21 protein-coding genes are annotated in these 19,171 nt (G+C 72.4%); 11 read left to right on the top strand and 10 right to left on the bottom strand.

Annotation, left to right across the window (positions count from 1 at the left end; genetic code table 11):
• Nucleotides 1-10 precede the first annotated feature (10 nt).
• Entirely contained in the window at nucleotides 11-1,474 is a 1,464-nt protein-coding gene (locus KVF89_RS03210) for a glutamate-cysteine ligase family protein (protein ID WP_257423306.1), read from the top strand.
• A gap of 19 nt (nucleotides 1,475-1,493) precedes the next feature.
• On the opposite strand, the gene KVF89_RS03205 is transcribed toward KVF89_RS03210, so the two are convergent.
• Nucleotides 1,494-1,907 carry a hypothetical protein gene (locus KVF89_RS03205; RefSeq protein ID WP_257423304.1) on the bottom strand — a complete coding sequence of 138 codons (414 nt, stop codon included), beginning with the start codon at nucleotides 1,905-1,907 and terminating at the stop codon, nucleotides 1,494-1,496.
• A gap of 76 nt (nucleotides 1,908-1,983) precedes the next feature.
• Here KVF89_RS03205 and KVF89_RS03200 point away from each other — a divergent pair, with 76 nt between their 5' ends.
• On the top strand, nucleotides 1,984-2,814 hold the full coding sequence (locus tag KVF89_RS03200; RefSeq protein WP_257423302.1) for a sulfurtransferase: 831 nt from the start codon (nucleotides 1,984-1,986) through the stop codon (nucleotides 2,812-2,814).
• Here KVF89_RS03200 and KVF89_RS03195 read toward each other — a convergent pair.
• The 5 genes from KVF89_RS03195 to KVF89_RS03175 are packed head-to-tail and all read right to left on the bottom strand — an operon-like array spanning nucleotide 2,795 to nucleotide 8,883.
• Entirely contained in the window at nucleotides 2,795-4,840 is a 2,046-nt protein-coding gene (locus KVF89_RS03195; RefSeq protein WP_257423300.1) for an SDR family oxidoreductase, read from the bottom strand. The genes KVF89_RS03200 and KVF89_RS03195 overlap by 20 nt on opposite strands.
• Nucleotides 4,841-4,892: 52 nt before the next feature.
• Nucleotides 4,893-5,903, bottom strand: a complete 1,011-nt coding sequence (sepH, locus tag KVF89_RS03190; protein WP_257423298.1) for a septation protein SepH — start codon at nucleotides 5,901-5,903, stop codon at nucleotides 4,893-4,895.
• Nucleotides 5,904-5,962: 59 nt separating this feature from the next.
• Nucleotides 5,963-6,376, bottom strand: a complete 414-nt coding sequence (locus KVF89_RS03185) for a YchJ family protein (protein ID WP_257423297.1) — start codon at nucleotides 6,374-6,376, stop codon at nucleotides 5,963-5,965.
• On the bottom strand, nucleotides 6,369-7,688 hold the full coding sequence (locus KVF89_RS03180; RefSeq protein WP_257423295.1) for a D-arabinono-1,4-lactone oxidase: 1,320 nt from the start codon (nucleotides 7,686-7,688) through the stop codon (nucleotides 6,369-6,371). The genes KVF89_RS03185 and KVF89_RS03180 overlap by 8 nt, the downstream gene beginning before the upstream one ends.
• Nucleotides 7,657-8,883, bottom strand: a complete 1,227-nt coding sequence (locus KVF89_RS03175; protein WP_257423294.1) for an MFS transporter — start codon at nucleotides 8,881-8,883, stop codon at nucleotides 7,657-7,659. The genes KVF89_RS03180 and KVF89_RS03175 overlap by 32 nt, the downstream gene beginning before the upstream one ends.
• A gap of 32 nt (nucleotides 8,884-8,915) precedes the next feature.
• On the opposite strand from KVF89_RS03175, the gene KVF89_RS03170 reads away from it, so the two are divergent.
• From KVF89_RS03170 to KVF89_RS03160, 3 genes are all read left to right on the top strand, one after another.
• Nucleotides 8,916-10,043, top strand: a complete 1,128-nt coding sequence (locus tag KVF89_RS03170) for a ferrochelatase (RefSeq protein ID WP_257423292.1) — start codon at nucleotides 8,916-8,918, stop codon at nucleotides 10,041-10,043.
• Complete coding sequence (locus KVF89_RS03165; RefSeq protein ID WP_257423290.1) at nucleotides 10,040-10,831, top strand: inositol monophosphatase family protein; 792 nt, start codon at nucleotides 10,040-10,042, stop codon at nucleotides 10,829-10,831. The genes KVF89_RS03170 and KVF89_RS03165 overlap by 4 nt, the downstream gene beginning before the upstream one ends.
• A gap of 136 nt (nucleotides 10,832-10,967) precedes the next feature.
• Nucleotides 10,968-11,258, top strand: coding sequence for a DUF4193 domain-containing protein (locus KVF89_RS03160; RefSeq protein ID WP_257423288.1), 291 nt, complete (start codon nucleotides 10,968-10,970; stop codon nucleotides 11,256-11,258).
• Between the two features lie 19 nt (nucleotides 11,259-11,277).
• Here KVF89_RS03160 and KVF89_RS03155 read toward each other — a convergent pair whose 3' ends face one another.
• Entirely contained in the window at nucleotides 11,278-11,568 is a 291-nt protein-coding gene (locus KVF89_RS03155) for a DUF4235 domain-containing protein (RefSeq protein ID WP_257423286.1), read from the bottom strand.
• Between the two features lie 74 nt (nucleotides 11,569-11,642).
• On the bottom strand, nucleotides 11,643-12,125 hold the full coding sequence (locus KVF89_RS03150) for a DUF3093 domain-containing protein (RefSeq protein WP_257423284.1): 483 nt from the start codon (nucleotides 12,123-12,125) through the stop codon (nucleotides 11,643-11,645).
• Nucleotides 12,126-12,176: 51 nt separating this feature from the next.
• Here KVF89_RS03150 and dut point away from each other — a divergent pair, with 51 nt between their 5' ends.
• From dut to KVF89_RS03130, 4 genes are read left to right on the top strand one after another with little or no spacing between them, the layout of a single operon-like run.
• Nucleotides 12,177-12,653: a dUTP diphosphatase gene (dut, locus tag KVF89_RS03145; protein ID WP_257423283.1), complete on the top strand. Its 477-nt coding sequence runs from the start codon at nucleotides 12,177-12,179 to the stop codon at nucleotides 12,651-12,653.
• A gap of 40 nt (nucleotides 12,654-12,693) precedes the next feature.
• A complete protein-coding gene (locus KVF89_RS03140) occupies nucleotides 12,694-13,338 on the top strand; it encodes a DUF3710 domain-containing protein (RefSeq protein ID WP_257423281.1) in 645 nt (214 codons plus the stop codon).
• Between the two features lie 23 nt (nucleotides 13,339-13,361).
• Complete coding sequence (locus KVF89_RS03135; RefSeq protein WP_257423280.1) at nucleotides 13,362-13,721, top strand: OB-fold nucleic acid binding domain-containing protein; 360 nt, start codon at nucleotides 13,362-13,364, stop codon at nucleotides 13,719-13,721.
• A complete protein-coding gene (locus KVF89_RS03130; protein WP_257423279.1) occupies nucleotides 13,718-14,437 on the top strand; it encodes a DUF3159 domain-containing protein in 720 nt (239 codons plus the stop codon). The genes KVF89_RS03135 and KVF89_RS03130 overlap by 4 nt, the downstream gene beginning before the upstream one ends.
• Here the strand turns inward: KVF89_RS03130 and KVF89_RS03125 are convergent, their stop codons facing one another.
• Together KVF89_RS03125 and KVF89_RS03120 are read right to left on the bottom strand one after the other, a co-directional pair.
• A complete protein-coding gene (locus KVF89_RS03125; protein WP_257423276.1) occupies nucleotides 14,438-15,112 on the bottom strand; it encodes a potassium channel family protein in 675 nt (224 codons plus the stop codon). It abuts the gene before it with no gap.
• Between the two features lie 23 nt (nucleotides 15,113-15,135).
• Complete coding sequence (locus tag KVF89_RS03120) at nucleotides 15,136-15,801, bottom strand: potassium channel family protein (RefSeq protein WP_257423274.1); 666 nt, start codon at nucleotides 15,799-15,801, stop codon at nucleotides 15,136-15,138.
• Nucleotides 15,802-15,923: 122 nt separating this feature from the next.
• On the opposite strand from KVF89_RS03120, the gene KVF89_RS03115 reads away from it, so the two are divergent.
• Both KVF89_RS03115 and KVF89_RS03110 read left to right on the top strand, forming a co-directional pair.
• Complete coding sequence (locus KVF89_RS03115; RefSeq protein WP_257423273.1) at nucleotides 15,924-17,966, top strand: APC family permease; 2,043 nt, start codon at nucleotides 15,924-15,926, stop codon at nucleotides 17,964-17,966.
• A complete protein-coding gene (locus KVF89_RS03110; RefSeq protein ID WP_308212699.1) occupies nucleotides 17,963-19,093 on the top strand; it encodes a class I SAM-dependent RNA methyltransferase in 1,131 nt (376 codons plus the stop codon). Before KVF89_RS03115 ends, KVF89_RS03110 begins: the two co-directional genes overlap by 4 nt.
• Nucleotides 19,094-19,171: the final 78 nt, after the last annotated feature.

The raw sequence follows: 19,171 nt of genomic DNA, 5'->3' as shown, positions 1-19,171 counted from the left end.
GGGTCGGTCCATGGGAGACGACGTCGCGGCCCAGGAGTTCACGCCCGCCGACCGGACTCGCTACCGGGAGAAGGTCCGCCGCTGCCTCGACGTGTTCGAGCGGATGCTGCGGGAGTCGGCCTTCGACACCGACGATCCGTGGACCGGCGTCGAGGTGGAGCTCAACCTGGTCGACGGGTCGGGCGACCCGGCACTGCGCAACGCCGAGGTGCTCGAGGCGATCGAGGACCCCGACTTCCAGACCGAGCTCGGACAGTTCAACATCGAGCTCAACCTGCCGCCCGGGCCGCTGCGGGCCGGTGGCCTGGAGGGCTATGAGACCCAGCTGCGCGACAGCCTCAACCACGCCGAGCAGCGGGCCGCGGCGCTCGACGCGCACCTGGTGATGATCGGGATCCTGCCGACCCTCGCGCCGGAGCACCTGCGGGCCGAGGTGATCAGCGCCAACCCGCGCTACCGGCTGCTCAGCGAGCAGATCCTGCGCGCCCGCGGGGAGGACATCCTCATCGACATCCGTGGCGCCGAGCGGTTGAACACGACGGTCGACACGATCATGCCGGAGGCGGCCTGCACCAGCACCCAGTTCCACGTGCAGGTGAGTCCCGACCAGTTCGCGGCGTACTGGAACGCGTCCCAGGCCATCGCGGGCATCCAGCTCGCGGTGGCGGCCAACTCGCCCTATCTGCTCGGCAAGCAGCTGTGGTCCGAGACCCGGATCCCGCTGTTCGAGCAGGCCACCGACACCCGCGGCGAGGAGCTCAAGGCCCAGGGGGTGCGGCCTCGGGTGTGGTTCGGCGAGCGCTGGATCACCTCCGTGTTCGACCTGTTCGAGGAGAACGTCCGCTACTTCCCCCCGCTGCTCCCGGTGCTCGACGACGAGGACCCGCTCACCGTCCTGGAGGCGGGTGGCACGCCGAACCTGTCCGAGCTGCGCCTGCACAACGGCACGATCTACCGGTGGAACCGGCCGGTCTACGACATCACCGGTGGCCTGCCGCACCTGCGCGTGGAGAACCGGATCCTGGCAGCGGGGCCGACGGTCGTCGACACGGTCGCCAATGCGGCCTTCTACTTCGGCCTGGTCCGGGCGCTGGCCGAGAACGACCGTCCGCTGTGGTCCCAGATGTCGTTCAGCGCGGCCGAGGAGAACTTCCACAGCGCCGCCCGGTTCGGCATCGACGCCGACGTCTACTGGCCTCAGCTGGGGAAGGTGCGCGCGACCGAGCTGGTCGTGCGCCGGCTGCTGCCCCTCGCCCACGAGGGCCTGGCGGCGTGGGGCGTGGATCCGGCGGAGGCGCACCGCTACCTCGATGTCATCGAGCAGCGCTGCCTGAGCGGCACCAACGCCTCGGACTGGTTCACGCGCCAGGTGCAGCAGCGCGCCGATGCCGACCGGTACGACGCCCTGCGGGCTGTGCTGGCCGACTATCGGCGGCGGATGCACGACAACCAGCCCGTCCACACCTGGGGCTGACGTCTCGCTCCCGCGGCGCTCAGGTGCGGCGCAGGCGCCTCCAGCGTCGGCCCACGCCCGAGCGGGGGTCATACCAGGACCGACGGGTGACGACGACCAGGTCGAGCCGAACCCCGAGCTCCGGCCCCGCGCAGCCGACGGCGGCCGCCCAGGCGAGGTCCTCGACGTCGTGCCCCTCGGGGGTCCGGGTCAGCCAGACCAGCGGGACGACGTCGCGGTCCAGATGGTCGCGGCACATCGCCTCGAGCAGCTCGGTGCGCAGGGCGAGATCGAGAGGCTCGCCGGCGACGATCTCGAAGGAGCGGACGTCGGCGCCGGGGATGCCGACGTGCAGGAAGGGCGACATCCGGCAGCGCCCCTCGGTCGCGGCGTGCTCGCGCACCGCGCGCAGGAGCACGCGCTCGAGCAGGGTGGGGACCGGCTCCTGGATCATGCGGGGGAGCCTGCCCGATCAACGGCGGTCGCGGGTCCGTCCTCCACAGGTGCGCGGTGGCTCCTAGGCTCGACCCATGAGGTCAGGCCTGATCAGCGTCGACGAGCTCCGCGCCACGCTCGGGGAGGTGACCCCCCTCGACGTCCGGTACCGGATCGGCGCACCGGCCGGGCCCGAGCAGTACGCCGCGGGGCACGTGCCCGGGGCGTCGTACGTGGACCTCGACGCCGATCTCGCGGCCGAGCCCGGGGAACGGGGCCGGCACCCGCTGCCGGAGGTCAGGACCTTCGAGGCGGCGATGCGGCGGGTGGGGGTGCGCGGCGACCGGCCGGTGGTGGTCTACGACGACTGGTCGGCCCACGCCGCGGCGCGGTGCTGGTGGCTGCTGCGCTACCACGGGCACACCGACGTGCGGGTGCTCGACGGCGGCTGGACCGCCTGGCGGGAGGCGGGCGGCGAGGTGGAGACCGGACCCGGCGCCGCGGCCGGGGTGGGCGACTTCACCGCCGTCCCGGGTGCGCTGCCGGTGGTCGATGTGGCCGGCGTGGCCGGTGTGCGGGACGTCGGCGTGGTCGTCGACGCCCGGGCCGCCGAGCGGTACCGCGGCGAGGTCGAGCCGATCGACCCCGTGGCCGGCCACGTGCCGGGGGCCGTGAACGTGCCGACCAGCCACAATCTCGACGACAGCGGCCGGTTCCGGAGTCCCCGGGCCCTGGCCGCGACGTATGCCGAGGTCGGCGCCGTGGCCGGCGCCGAGATCGCGGTCTACTGCGGGTCCGGGGTGACCGCGGCCCACGACGTGCTCGCGCTGGAGCTGGCCGGGGTCACGGCCGCGCTCTACCCGGGCAGCTGGAGCGAGTGGGTGGCCGACCCGAGCCGGCCGGTCGCTACCAGTGCACGCCCCTGAACAGCTGGGCCATCAGCACCTGTTCGGTCTCGCGGTGGTTGGAGCCGGGTGCCTCCTCGGCCGCGGCCGCCGCCTGGGAGGCGGGCTTCTGCCCCTTCGCGGCGGCGGAGTCCGGAAACACCTGGTAAGCCAGGTTGAGGACGCGGAAGGCGGTCCGTGGCGCGATCGTGTGGGCCAGCTCGCCGGCCGTGCCGAGCGCCGTGTTGATCTCGTGGGGCTTGTCCACCATCGCCTTGATCACCACGTCGGCGGCCTGGGCCGGTGAGATGGTCGGGAACTTGTCGTAGATCTTGGTCGGCGCGATCATCGGAGTCCGCACCAGCGGCATGTGCACGTTGGTGAAGGTGATGCCGTGGCCGACGACCTCGGAGGACACGACATTGCTCCACGCGTCCAGGGCGGCCTTCGACGCGACGTACGCGGAGAACCGCGGCGGGTTCGTCTGGACGCCGATCGAGGAGATGTTCACGATGTGTCCCGAGCGCTGGGTGTGGAGCTGGGGCATCAGGCCCATCACCAGGCGGATCGCACCGAAGTAGTTGAGCTGCATGGTGCGCTCGAAGTCGTGGAACCGGTCCTGCGACAGCTTGAGCGAGCGGCGGATGGACCGGCCGGCGTTGTTGACGACATAGTCGACGCTCGGCAGGTCGGCGACCAACTGCTCGCAGAGCCGGTCGATCGCCTCCAGGTCGGAGAGGTCGCACGGGAAGACCTCGGCCCGACCACCGCGCAGTTCGATGATCGCCTTGGTGGCCTCGAGCTTCTCCTTGCCGCGGGCGACGAGGACAGGGATGCCGCCGGCCTGGGCGACCTTGAGGGCCACCACCTGGCCGATGCCGGAGGAGGCGCCGGTGATGACGACGTACTTGTCCTTGAGCGCGGCCACCGACTTGGCATCGCGTCCGGTCGTGTCGTCGAGGTTCTCCTCCCAGTACCCCCACAGCGCCCGGACGTAGGTCTCCAGCGGCGGGACGCTGATGCCGGACCCGGCGAGCGCCTTCTCGGTGATCCGCGAGTCGAAGACCGACGGGAACGACGTGTGCGCCAGGACCTCGGCCGGGATGCCGAGCCGGCCGACGGTCTGGTCGAGGATCCGCTGGGCGGGTGCGGAGCGGACCACGGCGTTCATCACGTTCATCGGGCGCAGGACGCGCGGGATCAGGGCGAGCGGTCCGGCGGTCGTGATCGAGCGGTCGACGGGCGTGGCGAAGCGCGGCGCGCCGGCGGCGGAGCAGAACGCGTTGATCATCTCGATCACCGACTGCGGGTCCGGGTTGACCAGGTGGAACGCCTCGCCGTCACGATCGGGGAGGTGCACGAGATGGTCCATCGCCTTGGCGACGTAGTCGACCGGCACCAGGTTGGTGTCGCCGAGGTCCAGCCCGACGAGCGGCAGCCATGAGGGCAGGGCGTCGCGCAGGCGCTTGATCACCGGGAAGAAGTAGTAGGGACCGTCGATCTTGTCCATCGCCCCGGTCTCGGAGTGACCCACGACGATCGCCGGGCGATAGACCCGCCACGGGATGGTGGCCTCGTCGCGGACGATCTTCTCGGACTCGTACTTCGTGCGGTGGTACGGCGACGGCAGCGGCTGGCCCTCCTCGAACATCGTCTCGTCGAACCGGCCGTGGTAGTCGCCGGCCGCGGCGACCGACGACACCTGGTGGAAGCACCCGGCGCGCAGCTCCTCGGCCAGGGCGAGCGCATGGCGGGTGCCGTCGATGTTCATCGCGTCGTTGGTCGCGTCGTCCGCGGTGATGTCGTAGATCGCGGCGAGGTGGACGAAGTGGTCGATCCGCCCGGCGTGCTCCGCGACCCAGTCCGGAGCGACGCCGAGACCGGGCTGGGCGAGGTCACCGACGACGGGCTGCACCCGGTCGGAGCCCCACTGCCGGATCAGTGCCTCCATGCGCGGGAGCGACGACGCACGCGCGAGCACGAAGACCGGGCCCTCCCGGTGGTCGACGAGCTCGGCGACGAGGTGGCGCCCGATGAATCCGGTGGCGCCGGTCACGAAGTAGGCCATGCGCGCACGCTACGCGCTTTTGCCCACGCGCGGACCCCCGTGCGGGTGGGCCCTACTGGTCGCCGCCGCCGAACATGATCTCGTCCCAGCTGGGGACCGAGGCGCGCCCGCGCTTCTTCTGCACCGGGCGACGGTGGCGGGCGCGCTCCGCCTCGGCCGCCTCGTCCGCGGGAGCCTCGGCCTCCGTCGCGGCCTCCGTCGTCGCCCGGATCGGCTCGTCGTCGAGGCGGGGCTCGAGCGGCTCGGCACGGCCCGACGGCTCGGTGCGGCTCAGCGGCTCGGCGGCCTCGCCGGTCGCGAGGTCCAGTGCCTGGTCGACCTCCGGATCGGTGAGGTCGCCCAGCGGCAGCTCCTCGGGCACGGCGGCCAGCCGGCGCTCGCGCACCTGCTGGAGGTCGTCGCGGGTCGGCTCGGCAGCGGGCAGCACGTCGCCGATGAGCCAGCGGGCGTCGTCGTTGTCGGAGAGGACGTAGTTGCCCGGAGCGTCGTAGGTGAACCGCGCGACGCCGCCACGCTCGGAGGTGTCGAAGGTCCCGGTCAGCACCCAGCGTCCCGTGTCCCGCCGGTAGGCGTCCCACACGACGGTGTCCGGGTCGCCGCCCCGGCCGCGCAGGTGGCCGGCGACGGCGTCGCCGAGCACCCGGCTCTGCACGGAGCCGTTCGGCGTGGCCCCGCCCTGGCTCTCGCCGGGCGTGCGGCGGACCGACGCCTTCTGCGCCCGTGCGGCGACGTGCTCGCGCTCGGCGAGCACGGGCGCGACGTAGGGCATGATCGCGTCGACCGACGTGCCGGCCGCCTCCGCGACCGCTTCCGCGGACTCGCCGGAGCGGATCCGGGTCTGGATCTCGCGGGGCCGGATGCTGCTGCTCATCGAGGTCTCCAATCGGCGCGGTGACTCACCGCGCACCGCCGCGCGCAGGTCGGGCGTGATGTCGAGCGTGAAAGCACTGCCCTGGTCGTCCACGAGCAGCAGGCGCCGCCGGTCGGGTCCGGCCGACGGGTCGGGGGCGAGGGTCAGGCGCACGGGCCGGCTGGTGCCGCCCTCGTCCGCCGTGTCGGTCATCCTGCCCTCGGGTCGTGTGCCTGTTGCTGTCTGGCTGCTGCTCATCTGTTCGGACGAGCCTACGCCCCCCACCGGGCCCGGCCGCGGACGTAGAGCCAGGTGTCGCCCTGCTGCCGGAACCGGCTGATCTCGTGCAGCGACCCGGGCTCGCCGTCACGGGCGTAGCGCGCGACGAACTCCACCATGCCGCGCCGGTCCTCGGGGCCGCCGTCCTTGGCCGCCAGCACCTCGAGTCCGGTCCAGGTGATCCGCTCGTCGAGCTGCAGTGACGGTGGCCGGGTGGCGGGATGCCAGGTGTGGAGCAGGTACGACGCCAGACCCTTCACGTTCGCGGAGTACCGCGAGCGCATCAGCGCCTCCGCGGTCGGCGCCGTGCCGGGGTCGCGGTGGTAGGCGCGGCAGCAGTCGTCGTAGGTCCGGCCGGAGTCGCACGGGCAGGCCGGGCGTGCGCTCCCGGGTGTCGGCTCAGCCACCGAGCACCCGGTCGAGGTAGGCGTTGGTGAAGACCCGGTCGGGGTCGAGCCGGTCGCGCAGCGCGAGGAAGTCGGGCAGTCGTGGGTAGAGCGGGGCGACGTCGGCGGTCTCGAGGGTGTGCAGCTTCCCCCAGTGCGGCCGGCCGTCGTGGGCGCGCAGGATCGACTCCATCAGGGCGAAGTAGGCGCGGTGGTCGGCCCGCCGGTGGGTGTGGAAGGCCAGGTAGAGCGAGTCCCTGTCGTAGGACGTCGACAGCGGCACGTCGTCGGCCGGGGCGACCCGGATCTCGACCGGGAACGACACGGTGAGGCCGGAGCGCTCGAACGCCGTGCGGCACTCCCGCAGCGCCTCGAGACCGGCCGCCCGGGGGAGGGCGTACTCCATCTCCCGGAAGACGACGCGCCGCTCGGTGGTGAAGACCTTGTGCGCGATGTCGGTGTAGGTGCGGGGCCCGAGCAGGCGCGAGGCGAACCTGTTGGCGGCCGGGATCGCGCGCGGGGTGGTGTTGAGCGCCGCGGTCTGCGCGCCGAAGACCGTGTTGGACAGCAGGTCGTCGTCGAGCCAGGCCCGCCAGCGCGGCAGGGGCGCGGCGCCGTCGAGGTCGGTGCCCATCCGGGTGTTGCGCTTGGTCAGCATCCGGTCCGAATGGGGGAACCAGTACATGTCGACGTGGTCGTGGGCCGCGGTCAGGTCGTCGAAGGCGGCCAGGGCGTCGGTCCAGGACATGGGCTGCTCCTCCGCCCGGAGGAGGAACAGCGGCTCGACGGCGAAGGTGATGGTGGTCAGCACGCCGAGTGCGCCCAGGCCGACCCGGGCCAGGTCGAGCACGTCGGGGTTCTCGGTGGCCGTGGCCCGCAGCACCTCGCCGGTGCCGGTGACCAGCTCGAGGCCGACGACCTGGGCGGCGAGGCCCGCGGCCCGGCCGCCGGTGCCGTGGGTGCCGGTCGAGATCGCGCCCGCGAGCGTCTGCTCGGCGATGTCGCCCATGTTGTGCAGGCTCAGGCCGAGCCGGGCGAGCTCGGCGTTGAGCACCTTGAGCTGGGTGCCGGCGAGCGCGGTGACGGTCATGGCGTCCCGGTCGACGGCGACGATCCCGCGCATCCCCTCGGGGCGCAGGTGCACGTGCCGCGGCGTAGCGATGCCGGTGAAGCTGTGGCCGGTGCCGGCCGCCTTGACGGTCCGCCCGGCGGCGCGAGCACGGGTCACCGCGGCGGCGATCTCGGCGGCGTCGGCCGGCACGAGCACGTCGAGGCCGCTCGCGGACTCCAGGCCCGACCAGTTACGCCAGGCGCTCGGCAGCGGGGTGCTCATGGGGACGCACGCTATCCGGGACGGCCGGCACGCGGGTCAGCAGTGCGCCGATCAGGGTCAGGGCGCCGCCCACCAGGCAGACGAGGTACGCCGGCGAGGCGCCGGCGTGGTCGATCACCAGGCCGGCGATCGCGGCGCCCGGAGCCAGGCCGACGGCGAGACCGGTCTGGATGAACGCCATGCCCTCGGTGAGCCGGGCCGGCGGCAGGACCTGCTCGGCCAGCGACATGGCGGCGATGAGGGTCGGGGAGACGGCGACGCCGCCGAGCAGCAGCACGAGCGCCATCAACGGGATGCTCGGCACCAGGGCGAGGGGCGCGGCGGCGAGCATCATGCCGCAGGCGCCGATCCGCAGCCGGGTCAGCGGGCCGCGCCGCCAGGTGATCGCGCCCGACACGACGCCGGCGACCAGGCTGCCGAAGGCCCAGATCCCGAGGAGCACACCGGCGAGCGAACGGTGCCCCTGCTCGTCGGCGAAGGCGACGGTGACCACCTCGGCGGCGCCGAAGACGATGCCCAGCGCTGCCGCGACCAGGGTGAGCGGGGCGACGGCGGCCCAGGGCATGGGCGCGCGTGCGACGGTGGCAGCGCCGCGCGGGTGCGCGGGCGGCTCGGTGCCACGCTGGGCCGCGAAGACGTAGGTGCCGGCGAGGCCGCAGACGAGCGCCACCAGGAGTCCGGCCGCGGGGTGGACGCCGGTCGCCAGCATGGTCACGGCGATCGGGCCGAGGAGGAACACCGTCTCGTCGCCGACGGCCTCGAACGAGAAGGCGGTGTGCAGGCGTTCCGGCCGGTCGGCGAGGCGGTAGGACCAGCGGGCCCGGACGCAGGAGCCGACCGAGGGCAGGAAGGCGCCGGTGAGGGCCGCGAAGGCGTACGTCGTCCAGTGCGGCCAGCCCCACTGCAGCGAGCCCATCGTCAGCGCCAGGCCGGCTCCCCACACCGTGATCACGACCGGCAGCACCCGGCTCTGCCCGAGCCGGTCGATGAGCCGGCCCTGCACGATCGCGAAGCAGGCGGTGGCGACCAGGGCGACCGCGGAGACCGAGCCCGCGAAGCCGTAGGAACCGGTCTCGTGCTCGGCCAGCAGCACGATCCCGAGGCCGACCATGGAGATGGGCAGGCGGGCCACGAGCCCGGTCATGCTGAACAGCGCCGTCGCGGGCGTGAAGATCTGGCGATAGGTCTGCAACATGGCGTCGCCATCGTCCTCCCTACGATGGGCGGGTGCCCAATCCCCACCAGGCGAGGCCGGACCTCACCACCCCTGCCCGCGAGTCGCCGACCGACCCGTACGACGCCCTGCTGCTGGTGTCCTTCGGCGGACCCGAGCGGCCCGAGGACGTCGTGCCGTTCCTCGAGAACGTCACCCGCGGGCGCGGGATCCCCCGTGAGCGGCTCGAGGCCGTGGGGGAGCACTACTTCCTCTTCGGCGGCCGCTCGCCGATCAACGACCAGAACAAGGCGCTGATCGCGGCCGTCGAGAAGGACCTGGCCGACCACGGCCTCGACCTCCCGGTCTACTGGGGCAACCGCAACTGGGCGCCCTACCTCGCCGACACGGTCGCGCGGATGGCCGCCGACGGCGTACGACGCGCGTTGTGCCTGGTCACGTCGGCGTACTCGTCGTGGTCGAGCTGTCGTCAATACCTCGTCAACCTCGAGGAGGCGAGCGCCGCGGTGCCCGAGGGCCTCGTGGCGCCGCGGCTGGACAAGATCCGCGCCTACTACAACCACCCGGGCTTCGTCACCGCCAACGTCGAGGGCGTGCTCGGCGCGCTCGCCGACCTGCCCGACGAGCTCCGCGACCAGGCCCGCCTGGTGTTCGTCACCCACTCCATCCCGATGACGATGAGCGACAGCAGCGGACCTCCCCGAGATCGAGCAGAGGGTGGGGCCTATGTGGCCCAGCACCGCGACGTCGCCGCCGTCGTGGCCGCGGAGGTGGCGGCCGTGACCGGCATCGATCGCCCTCACGAGCTCGTCTACTGCTCGCGCTCGGGTGCTCCCCACGTGCCGTGGCTCGAGCCGGACGTCAACGACCGGCTCGAGGAGCTCGCCGCCGAGGGGACCGGTGCCGTCGTACTGATCCCGGTCGGCTTCGTCTCCGACCACATGGAGGTCGTCTACGACCTCGACACCGAGGCGCTCGCGACCGCGGCCCGGCTCGGCCTGGCGGCCCGGCGCGCGTCGTCAGCCGGCACTCACCCGGCGTTCGTGAGCGCGGTGCGCGAGCTCGTCCTCGAACGTGCCGCCGCCGAGCGCGGCGCGGACACCGCCCGGCCGGCGCTGGGCGGACGGCGACCGTCGCACGACTCCTGCCCGCTCGACTGCTGCCTGGGGCCGCGGGCATGACGGATCCGGCGGCCCTGCGGACGCTGGCCGAGGGGGTCGCCCGCGAGGCCGCCGTGCTGGTCCGCGAGTACGCCGCGCGGGGTGTCTCGGTCGCCGCGACCAAGTCCAGCGACATCGACGTCGTCACCGCCGCCGACCGGGCGAGCGAGGAGCTGGTCCGCCGGCTCGTGCTGACCGCCCGCCCCGACGACGGATTCCTCGGCGAGGAGGGCGACGACGTCGCCGGAACCTCGGGGGTGCGCTGGATCGTCGACCCGATCGACGGCACCGTGAACTTCCTCTACGGCATCCCCGAGTACGCCGTGTCGATCGCCGCCGAGGTCGCCGGCGAGGTCGTCGCCGGTGTCGTGATGGACGTCGCCAAGGACGCGCTGTACGCCGGCCACCGCGGTGGTGCTCCGACGCGCGACGGTGTCCCGCTCGCCGTCCGCGCGCCCGCCCCGCTGGCGCACCGACTGGTCGCCACCGGCTTCAACTACACCCGGCCGGTCCGCGAGGTGCAGGCCGCCGCCGTGGCCCGCCTGCTCCCGCACATCCGCGACATCAGGCGGACCGGCTCGTGCGCGCTGGACCTGTGCCGGGTGGCGGAGGGGGCCCTCGACGGGTACGTCGAGGAGGGCGTCCACCTGTGGGACCACGCGGCCGGCGGGCTGATCGCCCGCCTCGCCGGGGCCCGGCTCCTGGTCACCGTCGGCGCCGCCGGGGAGGAGGCCGTGGTGTGTGCTCCCGATCACGGTTTCGAGGAGCTCCTGGAGGCGGTCCGGGCCGCCGGACTCCTCCGGGAATAGGCGCCGGTCGCGCACTGTTCTGGCGAGTCGCATCGACCCGGGTATCGCGAACCGGACCTGATGGTGCACAATCTGCCGCGCCACCCGCACGACCAGTGCGGCTGGCGGTCAGCTGAGGGGAGAGAACACACACGTCATGGCGACTGACTACGACGCACCGCGCAAGAACGAGGACGAGCAGTCCGAGGAGAGCATCGAAGAGCTCAAGGCGCGCCGCCACGACAAGAACTCCGGCAAGGTCGACGAGGACGAGGCCGAGGCAGCTGAGGCCTTCGAGCTGCCCGGCGCCGACCTGTCCCATGAGGAGCTCGCCGTCGAGGTGAAGCCGAAGCAGGACGACGAGTTCACCTGCATGAGTTGCTTCCTGGTCCACCACCGCAGCCAGTTGGCGGACCCCAAGAAGATGATCTGCAAGGACTGCGCCTGAGACCTGCCCGCGGCCTGGGTCAGGCGTCGCCCTGACGCAGGCCCGGGGGCAGGTGTCCGGTCGACTTCAGGTAGTAGTTCGCGGCCCGGCGCTGCGCCAGCATCTTGGCGATGGCGACGAAGGTGCCGCTGGCTGCCGCCCAGGCGACGGCCTCCCAGACGCCGACGTCGGGATCGGCCGGGTTGACGGGCGGCTTCTTGCCCGTCGCGGCTCTCCAACTGGTGTCCAGGCCCTTCTTCGCGACGGCCGCGGCGCCGAGCGCGGCGACGAGGGAGAGGGTCGACCAGACCTTGGAGCTGTCCTTTGCCATGGGACGGAGCCTACTGGTCCAGGCCGGTCTGCCCGCTGATCGACCCCGCTTGCCGGGGTTGCTGGTCGACCCCGCTACTGATCGGCGGCGTCGCCCGTCCGCACGGCGTTGAGCGCCTCGGCGAGTGCCCGGGGGTGGCGGGAGCTGACCAGCCAGTACGGCACCGGGTCCGCCGGGTCGGTGATCTCCACCTTGACCGACTGACGCAGGTAGGGGCGCAGCAGCAGGTAGGCGCGGGCGTCGGCCTCCGGGCCCGAGACGCGCCGGGTGCGCTCGGTGTCGAGCGCCTCGACGGTGCCGACGTGCGTCATCTCGATCTGGGCCCGTCCGGCGCGGAACCAGCCGTCGGAGACGGCGATCCGCGCACTGCCGTAGGCACGCAGCGCCGCCGCCATGCCGGCCAGGACGACGCCCGTGACCGTCCAGGCCAGCCAGGCGGCGTGCCCGATGAGGGCGACGATGAGCGTGAGCCAGAGGGTCGCGACGAGCATGGTGCCCTGGGCCCACCAGCGCAGCGGGACCCGCAGGCGCTCCTGGTAGCTCGCACTCTCGCTCACGGAGAGGATGATCCCACCCGCCCGGTGCGGCGCTGTCGCTAGGGTCTCCCCGTGCCCGACGACACCACCGTGGACTCTGCCGAGGATCTCGTGATCTCCGTCCAGCAGCTCGACCCCGACCTGCCGCTTCCCTCCTACGCCCACCCGGGCGATGCGGGCGCCGACCTCGTCACCGGCGTCGACATCGATCTGGCACCGGGGGAGCGCGCCCTGGTCCCCACCGGGATCGCGGTCGCGCTGCCCGAGGGCTACGTCGCGCTGGTCCATCCGCGCTCCGGGCTGGCGGCGCGGCACGGTCTCTCCATCGTCAACACCCCCGGAACCGTGGACGCGGGCTACCGTGGAGAGATCAAGGTGCTGCTGATCAACCACGACCCGGTGGAGGCGATCACGCTGCGCCGGGGAGACCGCATCGCCCAGCTGGTGGTCCAGCGGGTCGAGCGGGCCCGGTTCGAGCCGGTCGCCGCCCTTCCGGACAGCGTGCGTGGCAGCGGCGGCTACGGTTCAACCGGTGGGTTCCAGCGGTGACGGGCCCGAGGGGCCCGATGGGCGTGACGAGGAGGACACAGTGAGGCTGCGGCGCAAGGCTGTCGACCCGACGGTCGAGGGCGCGGTGGGCGAGACCACCGACGCCGGAGAGGCCCCGATCCGGGCCGGCGCCGGCCCCTTCGACGTCGACGAGCTGCCCGAGGACGGCGTGGAGCGTCTCGACCTCGGCTCGCTCCTGGTGGCGCCGTCCGACGGCCGCGAGCTGCGGGTGCAGGTCGACGAGACCTCCGGCGCGGTGCGCGCCGTACTGCTGGCCACCGATGCCGGTGCGCTCGAGCTGCGCGCCTTCGCCGCGCCCCGCAACGGCGACCTGTGGAGCGAGATCCGGCCGCAGATCGCGGCCGACGCCGCGCGCCGTGGCGGCACCGCCACCGAGCGGGAGGGCCGGTTCGGCACCGAGCTGGTGTGCGAGGTCCGGCTCACCCGCCCCGACGGGCAGATCGGCACCCAGACGTCCCGGGTGATCGGCGTCAACGGCCCCCGCTGGCTGCTGCGCGCCACGCTGCTGGGCGACCCGGCTCGCGACCCGGAGACGGCCGACGCATGGGAGGCCGCCATCGAGCAGGTCGCCGTGCGCCGCGGCAACCACGCCATGCCGGTCGGCGAGCAGCTCCCGCTCTCGCTGCCCGAGGGCGCGACTCCCCGGGCCGTTCCGGCGACCTGACCGAGGACGGACGACGCCAGCGCATGCGCACCAAGAGCCGCCTGAGGCGCACGATCAGCAAGTGGGCGAACCCCGACGAGGCCGAGGCGCGCGACCTCCGCAAGACCTTCAGCGGCGACGGTGTGATCTGCATCGGCGACGCGCCGGACCGTGAGCCGGTCCGGCTCCGCGGCACCCTGCGCACCGTGACCCTGCGCCCGCGCGGCGGCGTCCCCGCCCTCGAGGCGGAGCTGTACGACGGCACCGGCACCGTCACCGTGATCTGGCTCGGCCGGCGTCGGATCGCCGGCATCGGACCGGGTCGCGCGCTGGAGGTCCAGGGGCGGGTCAGCATCCAGGACGGCCACCGGACGCTCTACAACCCGAGGTACGAGCTGCTGTGAGCACACCCACCCCCGCGATCGGCGTCGACACCGTCGAGGCGCTCGTCCGCAGACAGCTGGCGACCGCCCTCGGCGGTCGGCGCGGCATGGCCGAGGCGGCCATTCCCGGCGTCGTGTTCACCGTCGCGTGGCTGAGCACCAAGGAGCTCCAGTGGGCACTGGTCGGGAGCCTGGTGGTCGCCGGCCTCGCCCTGCTGGCCCGCGTGGTCCAGCGCTCCAGCACGCAGTACGTCCTCAACGCCGTCTTCGGCATCGGCATCGGCTGGGTCTTCGTCCGGTGGGCGGAGAGCTCCGGCGGCTCGGAGTCCGACCAGGCACTGGCGTTCTTCCTGCCCGGCATCTTGATGAGCCTCGGCTACACCGTGGTGCTCGGGTTCACCTGCCTGATCGGCTGGCCGATGCTCGGGTTCATGCTCGGCGGCGTCACGGGCGACCCGACGGCATGGCACGACGACCCGCAGGTCGTGCGGCTGTGCAGCCGGCTGACCTGGGTGATGCTCCTGCCGGGTGCGGTCGGCGTGCTGCTGCAGGGACCGGTCTGGCTGCTCGGGCACAGCGGCCGTCTCGACGCGGACCAGGCCGTGGTGCTGATCCTGATCCTGCGCACCGGCCTCGGCTGGGCGCTGCGGATCGGGTCGTGGTCGTTGATGATCTGGCTGCTGGCCCGCAACGCGACCCCCTTGACGTCTCCTGACGCCGAGCCCGACCCCGCGTAGCTACTTGGCCGGGTGCGATCCCGGAGCGAGCAGGCCCTCCAGCTCGTCCTCCGCCTCGGCGGGGACGACGAACAGCAGCTCGTCGCCGGACTCGACCGGCTGCTCCGGCGCGGGGACGTAGACCTGGCCGTCGCGGAGGATCGAGACCAGTGCGCAGTTCTCCGGCAGCGGGATCAGGCCGGACTCCTTGCCGACGTACGGCGAGTCCGCTGGGAGGACCATCTCGACCAGGTTGGCGTTGCCCTTGCGGAAGGTGAACAGGCGCACCAGGTCGCCGACGCTCACGGCCTCCTCGACGAGTGCGGACATGATCCGCGGGGTCGAGACGTTGACGTCGACGCCCCAGGCCTCGGTGAACAGCCACTCGTTGTTGGGGTGGTTGACCCGGCCGACGGTGCGGGGGACGCCGAACTCCGTCTTGGCGAGCAGCGCGGTGACCAGGTTGGCCTTGTCGTCGCCGGTCGCGGCGATCACCACGTCGCACTTGTCGAGGCGTGCCTCCTCCAGCGAGGACAGCTCGCAGGAGTCGGCCAGCAGCCACTCGGCGTCGGGGACGCGCTCGGGGCGGATCGAGGACGGGGACTTGTCGATGAGGAGCACTTCATGGCCGTTCTCGATCAGCTCGCGGGCGATCGAGCGGCCGACGGCACCTGCTCCGGCGATGGCGACTCTCATGTCTTCTGGACCTCTCCGACTGCTCAGTCACCGTGCTCGGGCCCACGGCCGAGCACCTCGTAGGCATGGTCCGCGGACTCCTCGCGGGTGACCAGGTGGAGCATGTCGCCCTCCTGGATGACGCTGTCACGGTCCGGCAGCAGACCCTCGCCGAGCCGGTCGATCCAGGCGACCCGGCACCGGGCCTGCTCCTGCAGCTGGCCCACCCGGGCGCCGACCCAGACCTCGGGGGTGGGGAGATGGTCGACGCGGATCGTGCCCGACGGGTCGCGGAAGTCGGGCTCGGCGCCGGCCGGCAGGATCCGGCGCAGCACCTGGTCGGCGGTCCACTTGACCGTCGCGACCGTGGTGATCCCGAGCCGCTGGTAGACCTCGGCCCGGCCGGGGTCGTAGATCCGGGCCACGACCTGCTGGATCCCGAAGGTCTCCCGCGCGACCCGGGCGGCGATGATGTTGGAGTTGTCGCCGCTCGACACCGCCGCGAAGGCGTCCGCGCGCCGGATGCCGGCCTTCTCCAGGACCTCCTGGTCGAAGCCGATGCCGGGGACCTTGTCGCCGTTGAAGCCCGGTCCGAGCCGCCGGAACGCGTCCGGCTCGCTGTCGATGATCGACACGGTGTGGTTGCGGTCCTCGAGACTGCGCGCCAGGGTCGAGCCGACCCGGCCACAGCCCATGATCACGACGTGCACGGTGAGCACGCTAACAGTCGGCTTCGCCGACCGAGCCGGAGCTCGCTTCGCTCGCCGCTTCTTTGTTCCGTCCGGCCAGGCTCGCTTCGCTCGCGGCCGGGCGTGCCCTACCGTTGTCGCTCGTGGGTGTCGGAGACGTATCGAAGCGCATCTTGCTCGGACGCAAGCTTCGTAGCGCCCAGCTGGGGGAGACGCTGCTGCCCAAGCGGATCGCGCTCCCCGTGTTCGCCAGCGACGCGCTGTCGTCGGTCGCCTACGCGCCCGACGAGGTGTTCATCATGCTGGCCATCGCCGGCGCGTCGGCGTACACGTGGTCGTGGAAGATCGGACTCGCGGTCGCCCTGGTGATGCTGACCGTGGTGGCGTCCTACCGGCAGACCGTGCACGCCTACCCGTCCGGCGGCGGCGACTACGAGGTGGCACAGGTCAACCTCGGTCGCAACGCGAGCATCACGGTGGCGAGCGCGCTCCTGGTCGACTACGTCATGACCGTGGCCGTCTCGATCTCCTCGGCAGCGGCCTACGCCGCGGGGGCGATCCCGTCGCTGATCGGGCACGAGGCCACCGTGGCCACCGCCGCGGTCGTGATCCTCACCGCGATCAACCTGCGTGGCGTTCGCGAGTCGGGCGCGTACTTCGCCGTGCCGACCTACCTGTTCATGGTCGCCATCCTCGGGATGGGTGCCTACGGCATGCTCCTGCTCCTGTCCGGCAACCTGCCCGAGGCCGAGAGCGCGCACCTGGAGATCCAGCCCCAGGCGGGCTGGGAGGGCCCGCTGAGCCAGGTGGCCCTGCTCTTCCTGCTCGCCCGGGCCTTCTCGTCCGGATGCGCGGCGCTGACGGGGGTCGAGGCGATCTCCAACGGCGTGCCCGCGTTCCAGCGGCCGAAGAGCAAGAACGCCGCGACCACGCTCCTGCTGCTGGCCCTGATCGCGGTCAGCATGCTGATGACGATCATCCTGCTCGCCAACGAGATGGGTGTCCGCTTCGTCGACCCGCACAAGCTCGACCAGCTGCGGACCGCCGGCGGGGGCGCGATACCGAGCGACTACGAGCAGCACCCGGTGATCTCGCAGATCGCCGCCGCCGTCTTCGACAGCTTCCCGCCCGCGTTCTACTTCGTCGTCACGGTCACGGGCGTGATCCTGGTGCTCGCCGCGAACACCGCGTTCAACGGGTTCCCCGTGCTCGGCTCGATCCTCGCCAAGGACGGCTTCGCCCCCCGTGCGCTGGGGTCCCGGGGCGACCGGCTGGCCTACAGCAACGGCATCGTCTTCCTCGCCGTGATGGCGATCACGCTGATCATCGCCTTCGACGCCGAGACCACGAAGCTGATCCAGCTCTACATCGTCGGCGTCTTCGTCTCCTTCAACATCAGCCAGCTCGGCATGATCCGGCACTGGACCCGCCACCTGACGACGGAGCGCGACGCGGCGGAGCGTCGGCGCATGCAGCGCGCACGTGCCATCAACACCTTCGGACTCGGCCTCACGTCGGTCGTGCTGGTCATCGTGCTGATCACCAAGTTCCTCCACGGGGCGTGGATCACGATCCTCGCGATGGGCTTCTTCTTCGCCGTCATGAAGGCGATCAAGAAGCACTACGACGGCGTCGAGCGCGAGCTCGCCGCCGACGAGACCGACAAGGCCCTGCCGACCCGGGTGCACGCCATCGTGCTGGTCTCCAAGCTGCACAAGCCGACCCTGCGTGCGCTGGCGTTCGCCAAGGCGACCCGACCCAACTCCCTCGAGGGCGTCTACGTGTCGGTCGACCAGTCGGACACCGCCCGGCTGCTGGAGGAGTGGGACGAGCGCAACACCGGCATCCCGCTCAAGGTCCTGCACTCGCCGTACCGCGAGGTCGTCAAGCCGATCGTGGAGTACGCCTCCGCGATCCGCGGCGCGAATCCCCGCAGTGTCGTGGCCGTCTACATCCCCGAGTACGTCGTGGGCCGCTGGTGGGAGCAGCTCCTGCACAACCAGACCGCGCTGCGGCTCAAGGGCCGGCTGCTGTTCACCCCCGGCGTCATGGTCATCTCGGTGCCCTACCAGCTGCGCTCCTCCGGGATCGCCCTCGAGCGCGAGGAGCGCGAGGAGCATCGCGTGCACGCCGGCGACCTGCGCCGGGGCCGCGTGCGCGGCAACGACCGGCAGACCAAGCGGTGAGCCGCCCTTCGGCCCGGAGGCCGCGGGCGCGGACCGCCCGGGGCGCCTCGATGGTCGGCCGCCGGTTCGAGGTCGAGGTGGGGCCGATCGCGCACGGCGGGCACTGCGTCGCCCGGGTCGAGGAGCGCGTGGTGTTCGTCCGGCACGCGCTGCCCGGCGAGCGCGTGGTCCTGGAGATCACCGAGGGCACCGAGGGCGACCGGTTCTGGCGTGGCGACGCCGTCGAGGTCCTGATCCCGTCGACCGACCGGGTGCCCGCACCGTGCCCGTACGCCGGTCCCGGTCGTTGCGGGGGCTGCGACCTCCAACATGTCGGCCTGCCGGCCCAGCGGGACCTCAAGGCCGCGGTCGTGCGCGAGCAGCTGCGCCGGGTCGCCCGGCTCGAGACCGACGTCGAGGTCGAGGCGGTGCCCGGCGACGAGAACGGCCTGCACTGGCGGACCCGGCAGCGGTACGTCGAGCTGCCCGGCGGCGGGCGCGGCATGCGCAAGCACCGCTCCCACGACACCGTCGCGGTCGACGCCTGCCTCCTGGAGGCACCGCACGGCCCGTCGTACGACGTCCGCGGGCGGGCCTTCGAGGTCGCCACGGCACCGGATCAAGCGGCGAGCTTCTGGCAGGTCCATCCGGGCGCTCCGGAGGCTCTGGTCGGGGCCGTGCTCGAGGCGCTCGACCCGCGGCCGGGGGAGAGCGCTCTCGACCTGTACGCCGGCGTGGGACTGTTCAGCCGGTTCCTCTCCGAGGCGGTCGGGCCGACCGGCCGGGTCGCGGCGGTGGAGGGCGATCCGACCGCGTCAGGGCTCTCCGAGCGCAACTGTCCCGCTGTCCTGGCCCGCGCGGGCGATGTCGGCGCCGTCCTCGCCGACGGGCTCCCACCGGAGTGGGCCCGCGCCGACCTGGTCGTGCTCGACCCGCCCCGGGCCGGCGCGAAGCGTGCCGTCGTCGAGCAGGTCGTGGCGCGCGGACCCCGTGCCGTCGCCTACGTCGCCTGCGACCCGGCGGCGCTCGCGCGCGACGTCGCGATCTTCGCCGAGCACGGCTACCGGCTCGCGTCGCTGCGCGCCTTCGACCTGTTCCCGATGACGCACCATGTCGAGTGCGTGGCGAAGCTTGTCAAAAGCCGCTGACCTGCCGTTTTACGGCAAACGACTCGCTGTCGCGACGCCTGGGGCCTGCTTTGGGCTCGCTTTGGACTCGGTTTGAGG

The sequence above is a fragment of the Nocardioides carbamazepini genome (genome assembly GCF_024614185.1).
GTDB lineage: Bacteria > Actinomycetota > Actinomycetes > Propionibacteriales > Nocardioidaceae > Nocardioides > Nocardioides carbamazepini.
The sequence above is the reverse complement of the archived record's forward strand: the minus strand, read 5'-3'. Positions and strand labels throughout refer to the sequence as shown.

Coding starts and splice junctions, on each gene's coding strand:
- KVF89_RS03210 (WP_257423306.1), top strand. CDS start 11: ATGGGAGACGACGTCGCGGCCCAGGAGTTCACGCCCGCCGACCGGACT.
- KVF89_RS03205 (WP_257423304.1), bottom strand. CDS start 1,907: ATGATCCAGGAGCCGGTCCCCACCCTGCTCGAGCGCGTGCTCCTGCGC.
- KVF89_RS03200 (WP_257423302.1), top strand. CDS start 1,984: ATGAGGTCAGGCCTGATCAGCGTCGACGAGCTCCGCGCCACGCTCGGG.
- KVF89_RS03195 (WP_257423300.1), bottom strand. CDS start 4,840: ATGGCCTACTTCGTGACCGGCGCCACCGGATTCATCGGGCGCCACCTC.
- sepH (WP_257423298.1), bottom strand. CDS start 5,903: ATGACCGACACGGCGGACGAGGGCGGCACCAGCCGGCCCGTGCGCCTG.
- KVF89_RS03180 (WP_257423295.1), bottom strand. CDS start 7,688: ATGAGCACCCCGCTGCCGAGCGCCTGGCGTAACTGGTCGGGCCTGGAG.
- KVF89_RS03175 (WP_257423294.1), bottom strand. CDS start 8,883: ATGTTGCAGACCTATCGCCAGATCTTCACGCCCGCGACGGCGCTGTTC.
- KVF89_RS03165 (WP_257423290.1), top strand. CDS start 10,040: ATGACGGATCCGGCGGCCCTGCGGACGCTGGCCGAGGGGGTCGCCCGC.
- KVF89_RS03160 (WP_257423288.1), top strand. CDS start 10,968: ATGGCGACTGACTACGACGCACCGCGCAAGAACGAGGACGAGCAGTCC.
- KVF89_RS03155 (WP_257423286.1), bottom strand. CDS start 11,568: ATGGCAAAGGACAGCTCCAAGGTCTGGTCGACCCTCTCCCTCGTCGCC.
- KVF89_RS03135 (WP_257423280.1), top strand. CDS start 13,362: ATGCGCACCAAGAGCCGCCTGAGGCGCACGATCAGCAAGTGGGCGAAC.
- KVF89_RS03125 (WP_257423276.1), bottom strand. CDS start 15,112: ATGAGAGTCGCCATCGCCGGAGCAGGTGCCGTCGGCCGCTCGATCGCC.